This window comes from Streptomyces sp. NPDC046859 (genome assembly GCF_040645135.1).
GTDB lineage: Bacteria > Actinomycetota > Actinomycetes > Streptomycetales > Streptomycetaceae > Streptomyces.
Genome location: NZ_JBEYXR010000007.1, coordinates 61,262 through 78,019 on the forward strand (window position 1 = coordinate 61,262; position 16,758 = coordinate 78,019).

General features: G+C 71.9%; 20 protein-coding genes. 8 read left to right on the top strand and 12 right to left on the bottom strand.

The window, feature by feature from the left end:
* The first annotated feature begins 1 nt into the window (after position 1).
* Positions 2–1,102, top strand: coding sequence for a helix-turn-helix transcriptional regulator (locus tag ABZ899_RS12575; RefSeq protein WP_361344739.1), 1,101 nt, complete (start codon positions 2–4; stop codon positions 1,100–1,102).
* 62 nt (positions 1,103–1,164) lie between these two features.
* Here ABZ899_RS12575 and ABZ899_RS12580 read toward each other — a convergent pair whose 3' ends face one another.
* The 4 genes from ABZ899_RS12580 to ABZ899_RS12595 all read right to left on the bottom strand — a co-directional run bounded on the left by ABZ899_RS12580 (position 1,165) and on the right by ABZ899_RS12595 (position 4,521).
* Positions 1,165–1,728, bottom strand: a complete 564-nt coding sequence (locus tag ABZ899_RS12580) for a Clp protease N-terminal domain-containing protein (RefSeq protein WP_361344741.1) — start codon at positions 1,726–1,728, stop codon at positions 1,165–1,167.
* Positions 1,728–1,937, bottom strand: a complete 210-nt coding sequence (locus ABZ899_RS12585; protein WP_003997975.1) for an HTH domain-containing protein — start codon at positions 1,935–1,937, stop codon at positions 1,728–1,730. Before ABZ899_RS12585 ends, ABZ899_RS12580 begins: the two co-directional genes overlap by 1 nt.
* A 116-nt stretch (positions 1,938–2,053) precedes the next feature.
* Complete coding sequence (locus ABZ899_RS12590; RefSeq protein WP_361344743.1) at positions 2,054–3,016, bottom strand: zinc-binding dehydrogenase; 963 nt, start codon at positions 3,014–3,016, stop codon at positions 2,054–2,056.
* Between the two features lie 281 nt (positions 3,017–3,297).
* On the bottom strand, positions 3,298–4,521 hold the full coding sequence (locus ABZ899_RS12595; RefSeq protein ID WP_361344745.1) for an NADP-dependent malic enzyme: 1,224 nt from the start codon (positions 4,519–4,521) through the stop codon (positions 3,298–3,300).
* Between the two features lie 660 nt (positions 4,522–5,181).
* On the opposite strand from ABZ899_RS12595, the gene ABZ899_RS12600 reads away from it, so the two are divergent.
* The 3 genes from ABZ899_RS12600 to ABZ899_RS12610 are packed head-to-tail and all read left to right on the top strand — an operon-like array spanning position 5,182 to position 7,873.
* Complete coding sequence (locus ABZ899_RS12600) at positions 5,182–6,135, top strand: ABC transporter substrate-binding protein (protein ID WP_361344747.1); 954 nt, start codon at positions 5,182–5,184, stop codon at positions 6,133–6,135.
* 35 nt (positions 6,136–6,170) lie between these two features.
* Positions 6,171–7,115 carry an amino acid ABC transporter permease gene (locus tag ABZ899_RS12605; RefSeq protein WP_361344749.1) on the top strand — a complete coding sequence of 315 codons (945 nt, stop codon included), beginning with the start codon at positions 6,171–6,173 and terminating at the stop codon, positions 7,113–7,115.
* A complete protein-coding gene (locus tag ABZ899_RS12610; RefSeq protein WP_361344751.1) occupies positions 7,112–7,873 on the top strand; it encodes an amino acid ABC transporter ATP-binding protein in 762 nt (253 codons plus the stop codon). Before ABZ899_RS12605 ends, ABZ899_RS12610 begins: the two co-directional genes overlap by 4 nt.
* A gap of 57 nt (positions 7,874–7,930) precedes the next feature.
* On the opposite strand, the gene ABZ899_RS12615 is transcribed toward ABZ899_RS12610, so the two are convergent.
* On the bottom strand, positions 7,931–8,707 hold the full coding sequence (locus tag ABZ899_RS12615; protein ID WP_361344752.1) for a class I SAM-dependent methyltransferase: 777 nt from the start codon (positions 8,705–8,707) through the stop codon (positions 7,931–7,933).
* A 98-nt stretch (positions 8,708–8,805) separates the two neighbouring features.
* Here ABZ899_RS12615 and ABZ899_RS12620 point away from each other — a divergent pair, with 98 nt between their 5' ends.
* Positions 8,806–9,435: a CGNR zinc finger domain-containing protein gene (locus ABZ899_RS12620; protein WP_361344754.1), complete on the top strand. Its 630-nt coding sequence runs from the start codon at positions 8,806–8,808 to the stop codon at positions 9,433–9,435.
* Here ABZ899_RS12620 and sodX read toward each other — a convergent pair.
* Complete coding sequence (gene sodX / locus ABZ899_RS12625) at positions 9,339–9,773, bottom strand: nickel-type superoxide dismutase maturation protease (protein ID WP_361345224.1); 435 nt, start codon at positions 9,771–9,773, stop codon at positions 9,339–9,341. The genes ABZ899_RS12620 and sodX overlap by 97 nt on opposite strands.
* Before the next feature lie 145 nt (positions 9,774–9,918).
* Between sodX and sodN the strand changes: the two genes are divergently transcribed.
* The 3 genes from sodN to ABZ899_RS12640 all read left to right on the top strand — a co-directional run bounded on the left by sodN (position 9,919) and on the right by ABZ899_RS12640 (position 12,956).
* Positions 9,919–10,314 carry a superoxide dismutase, Ni gene (gene sodN, locus ABZ899_RS12630; RefSeq protein WP_020123534.1) on the top strand — a complete coding sequence of 132 codons (396 nt, stop codon included), beginning with the start codon at positions 9,919–9,921 and terminating at the stop codon, positions 10,312–10,314.
* Positions 10,315–10,704: 390 nt separating this feature from the next.
* A complete protein-coding gene (locus ABZ899_RS12635) occupies positions 10,705–12,186 on the top strand; it encodes a glycosyltransferase family 39 protein (RefSeq protein WP_361345226.1) in 1,482 nt (493 codons plus the stop codon).
* Positions 12,187–12,215: 29 nt separating this feature from the next.
* Positions 12,216–12,956, top strand: a complete 741-nt coding sequence (locus ABZ899_RS12640; protein ID WP_361344756.1) for a VOC family protein — start codon at positions 12,216–12,218, stop codon at positions 12,954–12,956.
* Here ABZ899_RS12640 and ABZ899_RS12645 read toward each other — a convergent pair.
* The 6 genes from ABZ899_RS12645 to ABZ899_RS12670 form a co-directional block, all read right to left on the bottom strand.
* Complete coding sequence (locus ABZ899_RS12645) at positions 12,943–13,164, bottom strand: hypothetical protein (protein ID WP_361344758.1); 222 nt, start codon at positions 13,162–13,164, stop codon at positions 12,943–12,945. The two genes, ABZ899_RS12640 and ABZ899_RS12645, sit on opposite strands and share 14 nt — an antisense overlap.
* Positions 13,161–13,493, bottom strand: coding sequence for a DUF952 domain-containing protein (locus tag ABZ899_RS12650; protein WP_361344760.1), 333 nt, complete (start codon positions 13,491–13,493; stop codon positions 13,161–13,163). The genes ABZ899_RS12645 and ABZ899_RS12650 overlap by 4 nt, the downstream gene beginning before the upstream one ends.
* Before the next feature lie 44 nt (positions 13,494–13,537).
* Positions 13,538–13,771, bottom strand: coding sequence for a hypothetical protein (locus ABZ899_RS12655; protein ID WP_361344762.1), 234 nt, complete (start codon positions 13,769–13,771; stop codon positions 13,538–13,540).
* 26 nt (positions 13,772–13,797) lie between these two features.
* The gene (locus tag ABZ899_RS12660) at positions 13,798–14,382 is read right to left on the bottom strand and encodes a dihydrofolate reductase family protein (RefSeq protein ID WP_361344764.1); all 585 of its coding nucleotides are present in this window, start codon (positions 14,380–14,382) and stop codon (positions 13,798–13,800) included.
* A gap of 338 nt (positions 14,383–14,720) precedes the next feature.
* Positions 14,721–15,314: a GNAT family N-acetyltransferase gene (locus tag ABZ899_RS12665; RefSeq protein WP_361344766.1), complete on the bottom strand. Its 594-nt coding sequence runs from the start codon at positions 15,312–15,314 to the stop codon at positions 14,721–14,723.
* A 269-nt stretch (positions 15,315–15,583) separates the two neighbouring features.
* Positions 15,584–16,723 carry a family 2 encapsulin nanocompartment cargo protein polyprenyl transferase gene (locus tag ABZ899_RS12670; RefSeq protein ID WP_361344768.1) on the bottom strand — a complete coding sequence of 380 codons (1,140 nt, stop codon included), beginning with the start codon at positions 16,721–16,723 and terminating at the stop codon, positions 15,584–15,586.
* Between the last annotated feature and the right edge of the window lie 35 nt (positions 16,724–16,758).

Here is a 16,758-nt window from a genome sequence, read left to right on the forward strand (position 1 = left end):
CATGCCCCCCGTCTTCGCCCACGGCCGCCTCCGCCTGTATCTGCTGAAGCTGCTGGACGAGGCGCCCCGCCACGGCTACGAGGTGATCCGCCTCCTGGAGGAGCGCTTCCAGGGGCTGTACGCGCCGTCCGCCGGCACCGTCTACCCGCGCCTGGCCAAGCTGGAGGCCGAGGGCCTGGTCACCCACACCACCGAGGGCGGCCGCAAGGTCTACGCCATCACGGACGCGGGCCGCGCCGAACTGGCCGACCGCAGCGGTGAACTGGCCGATCTGGAGCTGGAGATCCGGGAGTCCGTCGCCGAGCTGGCCGCCGAGATGCAGGCCGATGTGCGCGGGGCGGCCGGGGATCTGCGGCGTGAGATGCGGGCCGCCGCGTCCGAGGCCCGCAAGGGCGGCTCCCGGCCGGAGACCTCCTTCGGCGACTTCTCGGACGTCGCCGACAAGGAGGCGTGGCGGGCCGCCAAGGAGGAGATGCGCCGGGCCAAGCAGGAGTGGAAGGAGCAGGCCCGCCGCGCCAAGGACGAGAGCCGTCGAGCCCGCGAGGAGGCCCAGCGCGCCCGGCGCCAGGCCAAGGAGGCCCAGGACCGCGCCCGGGCCCAGGCCGAGGAGGAGGTCCAGCGCATCGCCCGCCGGGTCCAGGAGCAGGTGCAGGACCACTTCGCGCGCGGCGACTGGCCGACGGGGCTGCGCGAGGGCCTGACGGAACTCGCCAAGGAGTTCGGGGACTTCGGCAAGGACTACGGCAAGGGGCTGGGCCGGGACTTCGGCTTCGGCCGTCAGGGCGCCTCCTCCCCGGGGGCCGACCGTGCCGGGCCCTCCCCCGCCGCCGACTCCACACGGCCCCGCGAGTACTCCGGGACTCCCGAGTACTCCGAGACCCCGGAGGACTTCCCGGCCGGCTACGAGCCCTCCTGGTCCCATGAGGCCGGCACCGGGGATCCGGTCCGCGACCTGGACCGTCTGCTCGACCGGTTCCGCGACGACATCCGCGACGCGGCCCGCGACCACGGCGTGACGCCGGATCAGTTCCGGGACGTGCGCCGCCACCTGTCGACGGCGGCGGCCCATATCGGGGCCCTGCTGCGCGCACCCAAGTCCTGAAGGAGCCGGGCGGTACGGCGGCCGTACCGCCCGGCCTCGCGCGCGGGAGCGGTGGCGGCTCCTCAGCCCGCCTTGGTCTCCGGGCCGCCGTACAGCACCCGGGTGACGGACGCATGGGTCACCCCGTGGTCGGCGAGGGCCTCGGCGGGCACTCCGGGGCGGCCGATCAGGGCCAGCAGCAGATGCTCGTCGCCGATGTGCCGGTCCCGCCGGGCGACGGCCACGCGCAGCGACCGCGTGAGCACGTCCTTGGCCTCCTTGCTGAACGGGCGGTGCCCGGACCACCCGGTCCCGCTCCTGCGGTCCCCGGCGAGCGCTCCGACACCGTGCGCCTCCTCGACCCGGGCGACGATCTCCGTGACGTCGATCCCGAGCCCGGCGAGCGCCTCGGTCTCGGCCTGCGACAGCCCGCCCCGCCGCCGGGCGTCGCCGAGCGCCCGGCGTACGGAGTCGACCCACTCCCCGCCGCCGAGCGCCGCCAGGGCGAACGACGCGCGGCTGCCCTCCCGGTCGAGCAGCGCGAGCAGCAGATGCTCGGCCCCGACGGCCGGCGCCTTGTCCCGCTCGGCGTGCTCCGCCGCGCCCGTCACCACCGCGCGGGCGTCCTTCGTGAACCGCTCGAACATCAACGCCTCCCGTACTTCTTGTGCACGGCCTGCCTGCTGACCCCGAGTTCCGCGGCGATCTCCTGCCACGACCACCCTTGGTTGCGCGCGCTGCGCACCTGCACCGCCTCCAGTTGCTCCAGCAGCCGGCGCAGTGCCGCGACGGCCCGCAGGCCCACACGTGGATCGCGATCTCCCGCCCGCTCGGCGAGATCCGTTGCCTCGGTCATGCTGTCAATATTGGTTGACAGATGCCGGCATGTCAACCTCAGTTGACATGCCGGAACGCGAACGGCGGGCCCGGAGTCAGGTCCGGACCCGCCGTGCACAACGCGACGCCGTGCGGTCAGTTGGTGAGCACGATCTTCCCGAACTGCTCGCCGGACGCCAGCCGCTCGAAGCCCTCACGGGCCCGGTCCATCGGAAGCACCTCGTCGATCACCGGGCGCACCCCGGTCGCGGCGCAGAAGGACAGCAGGTCCTCCAGCTCGTCCTTCGTGCCCATGGTGGATCCGACGACCTTCAGCTCCAGGAAGAAGATCCGGGTGAGTTCGGCGTGGGAGGGACGGTCGCCGCTGGTGGCACCGGAGATGACCAGCGTGCCGCCCGGCTTCAGCGACTTCACGGAATGCGACCAGGTGGCGGCGCCCACGGTCTCGATCACGGCGTCGACCCGCTGCGGCAGCCGGGCCCCCGACTCCACGGCCTCCACGGCGCCGAGCTCCAGGGCGCGCTTGCGCTTGGCCTCGTCCCGGCTGGTGGCGAAGACCCGCAGCCCCGCCGCCTTGCCGAGGACGATGGCGGCCGTGGCGACACCGCCGCCGGCCCCCTGCACCAGCACCGAGTCCCCGGGGCGCACACCGGCGTTGGTGAACAGCATCCGGTACGCCGTCAGCCAGGCGGTGGGCAGGCAGGCGGCCTCCGCGAAGGAGAGCTCCTTGGGCTTGGGCAGGACGTTCCACGTCGGGACGGCGACCCGCTCGGCGAAGGTGCCCTGGTACCGCTCGGTGAGGATGGAGCGGGGCTCCCGGGGGCCGACCCCGTGCCCGCTCTGGCCGATGACGGAGTGCAGGACGACCTCGTTGCCGTCCTCGTCGACGCCCGCGGCGTCGCAGCCGAGGATCATCGGCAGCCGTTCCTCGGGGAGGCCCACACCCCGCAGGGACCAGAGGTCGTGATGGTTCAGGGAGGCGGCCCTGACGTCGATGGTGCTCCAGCCGGGGCGGGCCTCGGGGGCCGGGCGGTCCCCCAACTCCAGGCCGGAGAGCGGCTGGTCGCGGTCGATTCGGGCGGCGTAGACAGCGAACATGACCTTGACGATAAGCTCCGCGCCCGGCCGGCGGAACGGTGGGGCGTTGTGAGACACGCCCTCTTGCCAAGCCGCGGGACATCCCGGCGGACCTTCCGCGCCCCGGGGCCGCTCCGCGCGACACACCGGTCCCACGCTCCCCGCCCACCCGGACGGGCGAGCGGGCAGGTGAAAAAGACGGCACCCACCGGCGGGCAGGTGAAAAGAAGGTACCCACCGGCGCGTGGGCGCAAAGGGGACGACCCCGCCCGGGGAGCCGGGCGGGGTCGTCCTGGGGCGGGTCAGCGGCGGGCGACGCCCTCGGCCCGCGCGGCGGCGGCGACGGCCGCGGTGACCGCGGGGGCCACCCGCTCGTCGAACGGGGACGGGATCACGTAGTCGGCGGCGAGGTCGTCACCGACGACACCGGCGAGCGCCTCGGCGGCGGCGATCTTCATGCCCTCGGTGATCCGGGAGGCCCGCACCTGGAGCGCCCCGGCGAAGATGCCGGGGAAGGCCAGGACGTTGTTGATCTGGTTCGGGAAGTCCGACCGGCCGGTGGCCACGACCGCCGCGTACTTGTGCGCGACGTCCGGGTGCACCTCGGGGTTCGGGTTGGCCATGGCGAACACGAACGAACCCTCCGCCATGGAGGCGACGGCCTCCTCGGGCACCGTGCCGCCGGAGACGCCGATGAAGACGTCCGCGCCGGCCAGCGCCGACTCCAGCGACCCGGTGAGGCCGGCCTTGTTGGTGAACCCGGCCAGCTCCCGCTTGACGTCCGTCAGGTCGGTCCGGTCGGCCGACACGACGCCCTTGCGGTCGGCCACCGCGACATCACCGATGCCGGCCTCGACCAGCATCCGGGCGATGGCGACGCCCGCGGCCCCGGCGCCGGAGATGACGGCCCGCAGGTCCGCGAGCCCCTTGCCGGTCAGCCGCGCCGCGTTGCGCAGCGCCGCCAGCGTGACGACGGCCGTGCCGTGCTGGTCGTCGTGGAAGATCGGGATGTCGAGCCGCTCCTGCAGCTTGCGCTCGATCTCGAAGCACCGGGGGGCCGAGATGTCCTCCAGGTTCACCCCGCCGAAGGACGGCGCGAGGCGCACCACGGTCTCGACGATCTCGTCGACGCCGGTGCAGTCGAGGGCGATCGGGACCGCGTCGACGCCTCCGAACTGCTTGAAAAGGATCGCCTTCCCCTCCATCACCGGGAGGGAGGCTTCGGGGCCGATGTCACCGAGCCCCAGCACGGCCGTGCCGTCGGTCACGACGGCGACGACGGACGACTTCCACGTGTAGTCGTTGACGAGGTCCGGCTGCTCGGCGATCGCGCTGCACACTTTCGCGACGCCGGGCGTGTACGCCAGGGACAGGTCGTCCTTGTCACGGACCGGCACGGTGGCCTGCACGGCCATCTTGCCGCCGCGGTGCAGGGCGAATGCCGGATCGAAGGAATCGAGGGGCTCGACCCCTCCGTCCTGATCGGTATTGCCCCCGCTGCGAGGATTGACGATCTCCGCTGCCACTTTGTCTGACCCCTTAGGTGTTCTGGTTGAGGGTGGGACCACTCCTGGTGAGAAGTGGGCGGGGACGCGTATGGCCCTGCTCGTTGATACGTACGACGTACGACGTACGGCCCATACGCGACGGGCGCGCCGCACACGCGCCCTGAGCCCCGGATGAGGGGTGTAAAGAACCTTCTTACCGGACGGACCGCGCCGCGACGAGTCCAATACGTGCAAGATCACATGACGCATGGGGAGACTTCCTCACCCATGGATACGAATCGGACACGACGTGAAGGTGCCACCGGCGTGAATCGTGCCGAAATGGTCGGACAATCAACACCAAACATCATGAAGGGTCGATGACCCCCACGCATCCCGCACACGACCGGCTCTTATTCCGTGAAACGCCGAAGATCTTCCGGCCGGAGGGACGGATTCCCGCAAGAGGTGCGGTCAGGATGGACCGGCCTGCGGCTGTTCGGGGGTAACCCGTTATCCGATTTTGACATGGCGAGTGCCCTGAATGGCCCAGTCCGAATGGCAAGATGCCGTAATCACACAGGGTCGCGACACTCGAAGGCGTGTGTTCCCGTCGCCCTGAGCACCCCAGGCGCCTGCCGGTCACCGGCAGGCGCCCGCCCCATCGGCAACTCCACCCATCCGCCGGAGGAACCCACCATGACCGCACGCACCACCCGTCGTACGACCGCCGCTCGCCCCCGGTTGGCAGTGGTCGGCTCGATCGCGGTCGCAGGCGCGCTGATTCTCACCGGTTGCGGTGACCAGACCGACAGCAACGCGGACGGCTCCGGCTCGAAGAGCGCGGCGCCGCTCGCCGACAAGCTGCCGCAGGCGATCCGCGACAAGGGCGTCATCAAGGTCGGCTCGGACATCGCCTACGCCCCGGTCGAGTTCAAGGACGACTCCGGCAAGACGGTCGGCATCGACCCCGATCTGGCCGCCGCCATGGGCAAGCAGCTCGGTGTGACGTTCCAGTTCGAGAACGGCACCTTCGACAGCCTCATCACCGGTCTGCGCTCCAAGCGCTACGACATCGCCATGTCGGCGATGACGGACACGAAGGACCGCCAGGAGGGCATCGACTCGGACACCGGCAAGAAGGTCGGTGAGGGCGTCGACTTCGTCGACTACTTCACGGCCGGTGTCTCGATCTACACCCAGAAGGGCAAGAACACCGACATCAAGACCTGGTCGGACCTGTGCGGCAAGAAGATCGTCGTGCAGCGCGGCACGGTCTCCGAGGACCTGGCCAAGGCCGAGGCCAAGAAGTGTTCCGGTGGCAAGACCATCAGCATCGAGGCCTTCGACAACGACCAGCAGGCCCAGACCCGCCTGCGCGCCGGTGGCGCCGCCGCCGGCTCGTCCGACTTCCCCGTCGCCGCGTACGCCGTGAAGACCTCCGGTGGCGGCAAGGACTTCCAGCTGGTCGGCGAGCAGGTCGAGGCCGCCCCGTACGGCATCGCGGTCGCCAAGACCAACACCCAGCTGCGGGACGCCCTCAAGGCCGCCCTCGACGCGATCATCGCGAACGGCGAGTACGGGAAGATCATCAAGAAGTGGGGCGTCGAGGACGGTGCGGTCAAGGAAGCCACCGTCAACGGCGGCAAGTGACCGCGCCGGACAGCGGGCACTGAAAGGCAACACCTGTGACTGACATCGACAAGAAGGACCGGCCGGTGGACACCCCGCCGGCCGGTCCGGAGGCCATCAAGGCCATCCCGGTCCGCCACTACGGACGGTACGTCTCCGCCGTCGTGGCGCTCGCCCTCTTCGGCGCGATCGTCTACGCCTTCTCCCAGGGCAAGATCAACTGGGGTGCGATCCCGGACTACTTCTTCGACGACCGCATCCTCGACGGCGTCGGCAAGACCCTGCTGCTGACGATCCTGTCCATGGCGATCGGCATCATCGGCGGCATCCTGCTGGCCGTGATGCGCCTGTCCAAGAACCCCGTGACCTCGTCCATCGCGTGGTTCTACATCTGGTTCTTCCGCGGCACCCCGGTCCTGGTCCAGCTCATCGTCTGGTTCAACCTCGGCCTGGTCTTCGAGTACATCAACCTCGGCCCGTTCTACAAGAACGAGTGGTCGGACTTCATGACGCCGTTCCTGACGGCGCTGCTGGGTCTCGGCCTGAACGAGGCGGCGTACATGGCGGAGATCTGCCGCGCCGGCCTGCTCGCGGTCGACGAGGGGCAGACGGAGGCCTCGCACGCGCTCGGCATGAGCCACGTCAAGACGCTGCGCCGCATCGTCATCCCGCAGGCCATGCGCGTGATCGTGCCGCCCACGGGCAACGAGGTCATCAACATGCTGAAGACGACCTCGCTGGTCTCGGTCGTCCAGTACCCCGAGCTGCTGCGCGCGGCCCAGGACATCGGCCAGACCTCCGGCGCCCCGGCCGAGATGCTCTTCCTCGCGGCCGCCTGGTACCTGCTGCTGACCTCGGTCTTCAGCATCGGCCAGTACTACCTGGAGCGCTACTACGCGCGCGGTTCCAGCCGGTCCCTGCCGGCCACGCCGTTCCAGAAGGTCAAGGCGAACCTGCTGTCCCTGTCCAACCGCTCGGCGTCGACGGGAGGCACCGCATGAACGCCATGGTCAAGGCCGAGGGCGTCCACAAGTCCTTCGGCCCGGTAGAGGTCCTCAAGGGCATCGACCTCGAGGTCAAGCAGGGTGAGGTGTTCTGCCTCATCGGGCCCTCGGGCTCCGGCAAGTCGACCTTCCTCCGGTGCATCAACCACCTGGAGAAGATCAACTCCGGACGGCTGTACGTCGACGGCGAGCTGGTCGGCTACCGCCAGAAGGGCGACAAGCTGTACGAGCTCAAGGACAGCGAGGTCGCGCTGAAGCGCCGGGACATCGGCATGGTGTTCCAGCGGTTCAACCTGTTCCCGCACATGACGGCCCTGGAGAACGTCATCGAGGCGCCGATCCAGGTCAAGGGCGTCGCCAAGGCCCAGGCCCGGGAGCGGGCGCGCGAGCTCCTCGACCGGGTCGGCCTGTCCGACAAGGCCGGGAACTACCCCTCGCAGCTCTCCGGCGGCCAGCAGCAGCGGGTGGCGATCGCCCGTGCGCTCGCGATGGACCCGAAGCTGATGCTGTTCGACGAGCCCACCTCGGCGCTCGACCCGGAGCTGGTCGGCGACGTCCTGGACGTCATGCGCGACCTCGCCGAGTCCGGCATGACGATGGTCGTCGTCACCCACGAGATGGGCTTCGCCCGCGAGGTCGGCGACAGCCTGGTCTTCATGGACGGCGGTGTGGTCGTCGAGTCCGGCGATCCCCGGGAGGTCCTGACCAACCCGCAGCACGAGCGGACGCAGGCGTTCCTGTCCAAGGTGCTCTGACCGAGGACACCGGAGAGGGGCGGTACGGGTGATCCGTACCGCCCCTCTCGTCCTGTGCTACTTCAGCGCCAGCACCAGCGCGTCCGACGGGGAGCACCAGACCGGCCGGGCCTCCCCGAAGCCCTTCTCACGCAGGACGCGCGCGTGCCACGCGGCCGAGGGCGTGTCGCCGTCGGCGTGGTCGCCGTAGATCTCGAAGCGGCGGGCCGTCGGCTCGGCGAGGGCCGGGTCCTGGGCCGCGAGCCGCCACCACTCGGACCAGTCGGGGACGCCGTCCGCCCTGGCCCGCTCCATGCGCGCGTGGCGCTGGGCGCGCTCCGCGGCGTTGATCCGGGGCGTCGAATCGTCGATCATGTGGTCCGCGTTCATGAAGACACCGCCGTCACGGACGAGCTCCGCGACCTGACCGTAGAGGGCCACGAGGGGTTCCGTGTGCAGCCAGTGCAGGGCCGTGGCGGTCAGGACGGCGTCGTAGGAGTCGTACGGCAGCCCGGCCGGCCAGTCGGGGTCCTTGAGGTCGGCCGTGACGAACGAGATCCGCTCGTCGCCCGCGAAGGTGCCCTCGGCGATGGCGAGGAGCGCCGGGTCGAGGTCGACGCCGGTGCTGGTGGCCTGCGGGAACCGCGCGAGCAGCCGCGCCGAGATGCTTCCGGTGCCGCACGCGAGGTCGAGCACGCGCGGGGCCGGGCCGACGAGGGCTTCGACCATGTCCAGCATGATCCGGAAGCGGTCCTCACGGTCGGGCATGTACCACTCCTGCTGCCGGTCCCAGCTGCGCTGCCAGCCGGCCCAGTCCGCCGTCGCCGTGGTGGCCGAGTTGTCCAAGTCCGTCATCGGGCCCCTCCGTCACAGGATTGCGTAATACCCTGGATACGCGATCACCCATTACCCGACCGCACGACGACGATAGAACGTCACCGTAAGGACTACAAGTGGAACTGGCCTATTACTCGGACTACGCCGTACGACTCGTCAACAGCGAGGACCCGGCCCGGGGCAAGGACTCGCTGACCTCGGTCGAGGCCGTCCGCGACCTCTTCGGCGGCAGTCAGGAGGCGGCCCGCCGCGCCACCGACGCCGACGTCACCCGCTTCCGCTCGGTCCGCGCACGGCTGCGGTCGGTCTTCGAGGCGGCGGACCAGGGCGACGAGTCCACCGCGGTGAACCTGCTCAACGCCCTGCTCCTGGAGTTCCCGGTGAGCCCGCAGATCTCCGGGCACGACGTCCGGGACGACGACGGACGCCCGCTGTGGCACATGCACCTGGCCGACCACCCGTCGAACGCGACGGCCGGCTACGCGGCCATCGCCGCGATGGGCCTGGCCTTCCATCTGACGGAGTACGGCGTCGACCGGCTGGGGCTGTGCGAGGCGTCACCCTGCCGCAACGCCTACCTGGACACCTCGACCAACCGCTCCCGGCGCTACTGCTCGGACCGCTGCGCGACCCGCGCCAACGTCGCCGCCTACCGGGCCCGCAAACGCCTGGAGGCCGATCGGTCGGCCAGCACCGGCCGCACGGCCGACACCGCCCAGCGCAGCACCGCGAACAGCGAGCGCTGACCGGGCTTGCGCGGCCGCACCCGCAGCCGTACGCGGCCCAGGATCAGCTCGTCGGGGACGACGCCGTAGTCGGTGCTGTCGCCGCCAGCGAACGCGTTGTCGGCCAGCACCCACCAGCCGCCCTCCCGGCGCTCGGCCGCGCGCTTGACGACCAGCAGGTCCTGCTGGAAGGGATGGCGCAGGACGACGACGTCACCGGGCCTGGTGCGGCCCCGGTGCGACACGACGAGCAGATCGCCGTGGTAGAGCGTGGGCACCATGGACGGACCGGTCACCTCGGCCCACCCGAAGGGCCGCCCGGCACGCCCGCGCCCGGTCTCCTGCGACAACTCCGGCATCCCCGGCACCTCCCCGGTACGGTCCTCCACCAGTCTCAGTCTCACCCCGGACTTTTGTCCTAAGCCCACGGGGGCACTCGCGAAATCCGGTCTTGCAGGGAGTAATGTCCCACCTGAGAAGACGATCACGAGGAAGGAATGCTCCATGCTTTCCCGCCTGTTTGCCCCCAAGGTCAAGGTCAGCGCACACTGCGACCTGCCCTGCGGTGTGTACGACCCGGCCCAGGCCCGCATCGAGGCGGAGTCGGTGAAGGCCGTCCAGGAGAAGATGGCCGCCAACGACGACCCGCACTTCCAGGCGCGTGCCACCGTCATCAAGGAGCAGCGCGCCGAGCTGGCCAAGCACCACGTCTCGGTTCTCTGGAGCGACTACTTCAAGCCCCCGCACTTCGAGAAGTACCCGGAGCTGCACCAGCTGGTCAACGACGCCCTGAAGGCCCTCTCGGCCGCCAAGGCGTCGACGGACCCGGCGACGGGCCAGAAGGCTCTGGACTACATCGCCCAGATCGACAAGATCTTCTGGGAGACCAAGAAGGCCTGAACCCAGGCCGTTTCGTCGTTCTCCCGACTCCCGAAGGGGCTTGCCCGGTTCGCCGGGCGGGCCCCTTCGGTGTCGGTCGGCGCGGCCGGGCACGGTGTCTTCGCCGGCCGTTCACCGCGTGGGCCAGCGGTTCCCTCGACGTGCCGTGACGGTGCTCACCCGGTGCGGAGTGGCCCTTGATCGTCGCAGTCCCGTAGGTTCTGGCATGTCCACCCAGCCGGTGCAGCCGTCCGGCGGTGGTCTCACGGGGGTGATGTGGCCGGCATGGCCGAGGCGGACCGCCTCGCCGTGCCCGGTGTGAGCGGATCGCTGCGCTGCGGGCCGCCCTCGGTGGACGAATGCCGATCCCCGGGGGGAACACCGTTGCCCGAGTCACGCTCCACGGCCGTCATGGAGGCCGCGGTCGTCCCGCGCGCGCCCGCCGCGGAACCGATACCCCACCGGCGTCGCCGGTCGCTCCTGTGCGTGGTTCCCGCCGTGTGGACCGTCGGCCTCGGGCTGTGGGGGCTCTCCCGGCAGCACAGCGTCTGGCGCGACGAGGCCGCGACCTGGCAGGTGGCCCGGCGCTCCAGCGGGGCGATGGCGCACCTGCTGGAGCACGTCGACGCCGTGCACGGCCTCTACTACCTGCTGATGCACGCCCTGTTCAGCTGCTTCGGCAGCGGCACCACCACCCTGCGGCTCCCCTCGGTGCTGGCCATGGCCGTCGCGGCGGCCTGTGTGACCCGCCTCGGGCAGCGAACGGCCGGGGCCTGGGCGGGGCTGGCGGGCGGACTGGCCCTCGGGCTGCTCCCGGCCGTGCAGTTCCACCTCCAGGAGGGCCGCCCGTACGCCCTCGTGACCGCCGGGGCCGGGGTCGCGACCGTGCTGCTGGTGACCGCCCTGGAAGGACGCGCCCGGCGCCGGCACTGGGCCGCCTACGCGGCCGTGGTCGCCGTGTGCGGGCTGCTGAACTGGCTCTCGCTGCTGGTGCTGCCCGCGCATCTCGTGACCCTGGCGTGGACTCGGGCCACGCGCCGGGTCCTGGCACGCTGGGCGGTGGCGTCGGCGCTCGCCGTGGCGGCGGTGCTGCCGCTGATCCTGTTCAGCCTCGGGCAGGCCGAACAGGTCTCCTGGATACCGCCGGTGACCTGGCACATGCTCATCGGCCCCGGGGTCCTCGTCGCGATCGGGGTGCTCGGCGCCCTGGCGGACCGTCCGCACACCCGGCGCCCGTCGGCGGCGGCCGTGGGGCTGCCGCTGCTCGCGGTGCCCCAACTCCTGCTCCTCTGCGTCTCCTTGGTGAAGCCGCTCTTCCTGGACCGCTACGTGCTGTTCTCGATGCTGGGCCTGGCGCTGCTGATCGGCACCGCGCTGGGCGCGGCCGTCCGGGCGGTCCGGCCGCGACTGCCGAGGGTGTCGGCGGTGCTGGTCCCGGTGGCGGTCGCCGTGGCGCTGGCCGCGCTGCTGCCCCAGTCGCTGGCCAAGCGGTCCCCGGCGAGCCGGGTGGACGACGTGCTGGCCGTGGCGGCGGACGTACGGCGGCTGAAACAGGTCGGCGACGCCGTGGTGTTCGTACCGGCGGCCCGGCGGGACACCGCGCTGGTGTCGCCGGCCGCCTTCACGGGGGTGCGGGACATAGCGCTGGCCCGGGGCCCGGTGGAGTCCGGCACGCTGAAGGGCGAGGAGGCACCGCCCGCCCGCATACGGTCCGCGATGCTGACTCAGCGGCGCATCCTGCTCGTCACGGACGCGGCGGCGGTGGCCCGGCCGGTGCCGGCACACCGGGACCAGGTCAAGTCGGCTGTGCTGAAGCGGTACTTCACCGTGGTGACGGACGTACAGGTACGGGGGCGGCGGGTGACGGTGTACGAGCGACGGCCGTCCCGGTGAGGGGCGGCGGCCGGACCTACGATCACCTCATGAGCATTCGCTGGACGTACGCCTTCGTGGACCGGCCCGCCGCCGTCTTCGAGCGGGCCCACTCCTTCTGGGCGGCGGTGACCGAGAGCGGCCTGTCGGCCTTCCGGGGCGACCGGGACGAGTTCGTCACCCTGCTGCCGGGCGACGGGGCGGACGCCTGCGTCAAGGTGCAGGGGGTCGGGGCGGGGGCCGGGGGCGCGCATCTCGACTTCGCCGTCGAGGACGTACGGGGGTTCGTGGACGGCGCGTCGGAGCGCGGGGCCGGCCTGGTCGCCGAGCACGACGGGTGGGCCGTGCTGCGCACGCCCGCCGGGGTGGCGTTCTGCGTGGTGCCGTGGGCCGGGGAGGCGGTCCGGCCGCCCGTCGTGCGCGGGAGCCGTCCGGACCAGGTCTGCCTGGACGTGCCGCCCTCCGCGTTCGACGCCGAAGTCGCCTTCTTCGAGGCCCTGTTGGACGGCTGGGAGTCTCGGCCCGGCTCACGCCCCGAGTTCCACGTGCTGCGTCCCCCGGCCGGACTGCCGGTCCGGATCCTGCTCCAGCGGCTCGGCGAGGAGCGCGCGGCCTCGGCGCATATGGACCTCGCCTGCGCGGATGTGGCGGCGACCCGGGCCCGGCACGAGGGACTGGGCGCCGCCTTCGTCGCGCAGGGTGCGCACTGGACGGTGATGCGGGACCCGGCGGGCGGCGTCTACTGCCTGACGGCACGGGATCCGGGCACGGGCGCGCTCAGCGCGTCCTGACGAAGCAGAGGACGTCCGCCCTGTCCTCCCCCGGTGCGGGCCGCGTGCACTCCGGCGGGGGCGACGGACTCGTCGCGTTCTCCCAGACGTACGGCCCCGGCGGCTCGGCGGCGTCCCGCAGCCACAGCGTCACCCCGCCCGCGACGGCCACCAGGACCAGCCAGGCCGCCACGATCCACCGCCATGACCGGTGGCTCCGCTCCGTCACCCCCACCGCTCCACGTCGACCACAGCGCCTGCCGGCAGCGGGCCGTACACGTGCGGGAACTCCTCGCCGCCCGGCTCCACCGCCTCGTAGCGCAGCGGCACGTCCAGCCGCTCGGGGTCGACGACCAGCACCACCAGGTCGTCGGGGCCGTCGTAGGAGCCGTAGAGGAAGCCGGCGACCGTCGGGAGCTGGGCGCGGGTCGAGCAGTGGATGAAGCCCTCCTGCTGGAGCGTGCGGCCACGGGTGGACATCTCGTAGGCGCCGCGCTCGCGGGCGGCCTCCCAGAGCGACCGCTCCGTGAGGTGGAGGATGTGCGCGTGTTCGGGCATGCGGCGAGCCTACGGTCCGGGGCGGACCGGCTTCCCGCCGCGGGTCAGGATTCGGTCGCGGTGGTCTTCTCGGGCCGACCGGACGGGGCGGGCTGTCCGGGCGGGGCGGGCTGGTCGTGGTGGTGCTCGGCGGCCTCCGGGGGGTGCGCCGCGCAGTCGGGGTTCCGGCAGGGGCCGGCGACCCAGGTGGGGACCCATGCGCCCAGCGTCTTGTGACGCCGGACGACCGTTTCGACGGGCTGTCCGCAGTCGGGACAGACGTGCTCTTCGCTGCCCATGCCTTCAGGGTAGGGCGGCTCGGGGCTCAGCGCTTCCTGCTGTACGTACGGACCACGGTTCCGTTGCGGAAGGCGCGGACCTCGTCGAGGGCGAACTCGGTGACGGCGAGGCCCGCTCCGAACATCGGCATGCCCGCCCCGTAGACGATCGGGTAGCTCTTGACGACCAGTTCGTCGATCTCGTCGAGCAGGGTGCCGGCGAGCCGCGAGCCGCCGCACAGGTAGATGTCGAGTCCGCCCTCCTCGGCCTTCAGCGCGCGAACCTTGCCGACGACGTCGTCCGTGATCAACTCGACCTCCGGGTCCGGGGACTCCGGCAGGGAGCGCGTCGCGACGTACTGGCGCAGGTGTGCGTACGGGCTGGTGATGCCCACCTTCAGGGCCTCGTCGTAGCTGCCGCGGCCCTGGACGACGGTGTCGAACCGCTTGTTCTCCAGGTGGTCGACGCCGAGGGCGCGGCGGCCCTGGGTCGCCACCGTCTCCGGGTACTGCTCCGTGAGGTAGGCCAGGAACTCCTCGTCCACGAAGCGGAACATGTCCGTGGCGTCGCCGGCCGGGTCCCCGATGAAGCCGTCGAGGGAGCAGGCGATGAAGTACGTGAGCTTGCGCAAGCCGGTCTCTTTTCGTAGGCCGACCGCAACCACTTCGATTGCAGTGCTTCAGTTGTAGTACTCCGGATGCAGTGGTTACAAGGGGGTTTTCCGTGAGGGCTTCGACTGCCACCGCTCCGCCGGGCTGCCCGGCGGGGGCGAGGTCGTCACCGTGCTCGGTCCGGCGATACTCGGCGTGCTCCTCGAGCACCTGCCCCTGCCTGCCGGACGTCCACGGCAGCGTTCTGCGCGGCGGGACCGTCCTGGACGGGCGGGTGGAGCGGATCACGGCGACGGTGGCGCCGGAGGAGGAGCGGGCGCGGACCGCGAGAGGCGGGTGGGGTGGTGGACGGCGGGGTTCAGGCGCGCGGCTCGCGCCACATCGGCCACATCCGCGGGCCGTCCGGGAGGTCGAGGGGGCGTCCTTCGAGGGTGAAGCCGAGGCGTTCGTACAGCACACGGCTGCGGGCGCTGCTCGCCTCCAGGTAGGCGCCGAGGCCCTCCTGGTCGCAGCGGTCGAGGACGGAGGTGATGAGGGCCGTGCCCAGGCCCTGCCCCTGCCGCTCCGGGGCCGCGGCGATCATCCACAGGTACTCGTGGGCCCGCCCGGCCGGATGGATCCCGGCGGTCAGCCGGCCGATCAGTTCGACGCGCTCGTTGTCCGGGTCGACGGCCGCACGCAGCTGGGCGGGGCCCTCGTCGTCCTGCTCGGGTGCGTCGGCGGGGACGGACATCCACAGCGCGCAGGCCGTGCCGTCCTCGGTGAGGTCGATCCGGCCGTGGGCCAGGACGACATCGGTGAACGCGGCCATCAGTCGCGGGTGGGTGGTGCGGCGGTGCTCCTCGCCGGGGAAGACCCAGCCGCTGACCGGGTCGTTCTGGAAGGCCGCGTCCAGCAGTCCCACCACCAGCTCCCGGTCCGCCTCGCCCGCCGTCCGGATCGCCACGCCCATGAGTCCGCACCCCTTCGTCTCAACCGGGCTCGATCGTAGGGCCGTTGACCGTGCGGTGCCGTACCGGGGACGACTTTGACGCGATCCGTTCGCCTCGCGGACGCGGGCACGGGGACCCGCGCACGGTGGCGGACGTGAGACGGGCCCCGCACACCGTGGGGATGTGCGGGACCCGCCAGGCCGGAGCCACCAAGGCGCCGTACGGGGTCAGGAGCCGTACGGCCCCGATGGCTCCGGGGTCCTCATGGCCGCGGCGGACGCCGCGTCCCTCAGGCGCTGCGCCGGGTCACGAACTCGGCCAGCGCCAGCAGTCCACCGGCCTCCTCCGGCTCGGGCACCGCGCGGGCGAGCGCCTGCACGGCACGGGCCATCCGGTCCGCGGCCTGGGCCTGCGCCCAGTCGCGACCGCCCGCCCGTTCCACGGCGAGCGCGGTGCGCTGCAGGTCCTCCTGGTCGTAGGGCGCCTCGTACAGGGCGGCCAGTTCCTGCGCCGCCGGGCCGCCCGAGGTGAGCGCCGCGACGACGGGCAGCGACTTCTTGCGGGCGGCGAGGTCCGCTCCGACCGGCTTGCCGGTGCGGCTCGGGTCTCCCCATATGCCGATCACGTCGTCGATGAGCTGGAAGGCGAGCCCGGCCTCGCGGCCGAAAGCGTCCAGCGCCCGGACCTCGTCGTCGCCGGCGCCCGCGTACAGCGCCCCGAGCGCGCAGGCGCAGCCGAGGAGCGCGCCGGTCTTGGCCTCGGCCATGGCGAGCACCTCGTCGAGGGAGACCTCGGCGGGGCGCCGCCTCTCCAGCGCGGTGTCGGCGTGCTGGCCCGCGCACAGTTCGACCACGCAGTCGGCGAGCCGGGACGCGGCCGCGGAGGACGCCGGGTGCGGGTCGTCGGCGAGCAGACGCAGGGCCAGTGCCTGCAGGGCGTCCCCGGCGAGGATCGCGTCGGCGTCGCCGAACACGGTCCACGCGGTGGGCCGGTGCCGGCGGGTGGTGTCCCGGTCCATCACGTCGTCGTGCAACAACGTGAAGTTGTGGATCAGTTCCACCGCGACCGCCGCCCGCAGGGCCGCCGCCCGCCCCTGTGGCCCGCCGAGCGTCGCCGCGGCGGTGAGGACGAGGGCGGGCCGGATGGCCTTGCCCGCGCCGCCCGCCGCCGGGGCTCCGTCCGGGCCGGTCCAGCCGAAGTGATAGAGCGCGATCCGGCGCATGGCGGGCGGCAGCGACTCGACCGCGGCGCGCATCTCGGGGTCGACGGACGCCCGGGTGCCCTCCAGGATCACCGCCGCCTCGGGCGGCTCGGCCGGTCGCGGGCGGTCCGGTGGGCCGGTCAGGACGGGCCCCCGCCCCTCCGGCGGTTCGGTCGCACGCGGTACCCCGGCGGGGCGGTGCTGTGTCTCCGTCATGAACTCACCCACGGCCTCGCCTCGATGAGTCGGCCCACGGCGGCCCT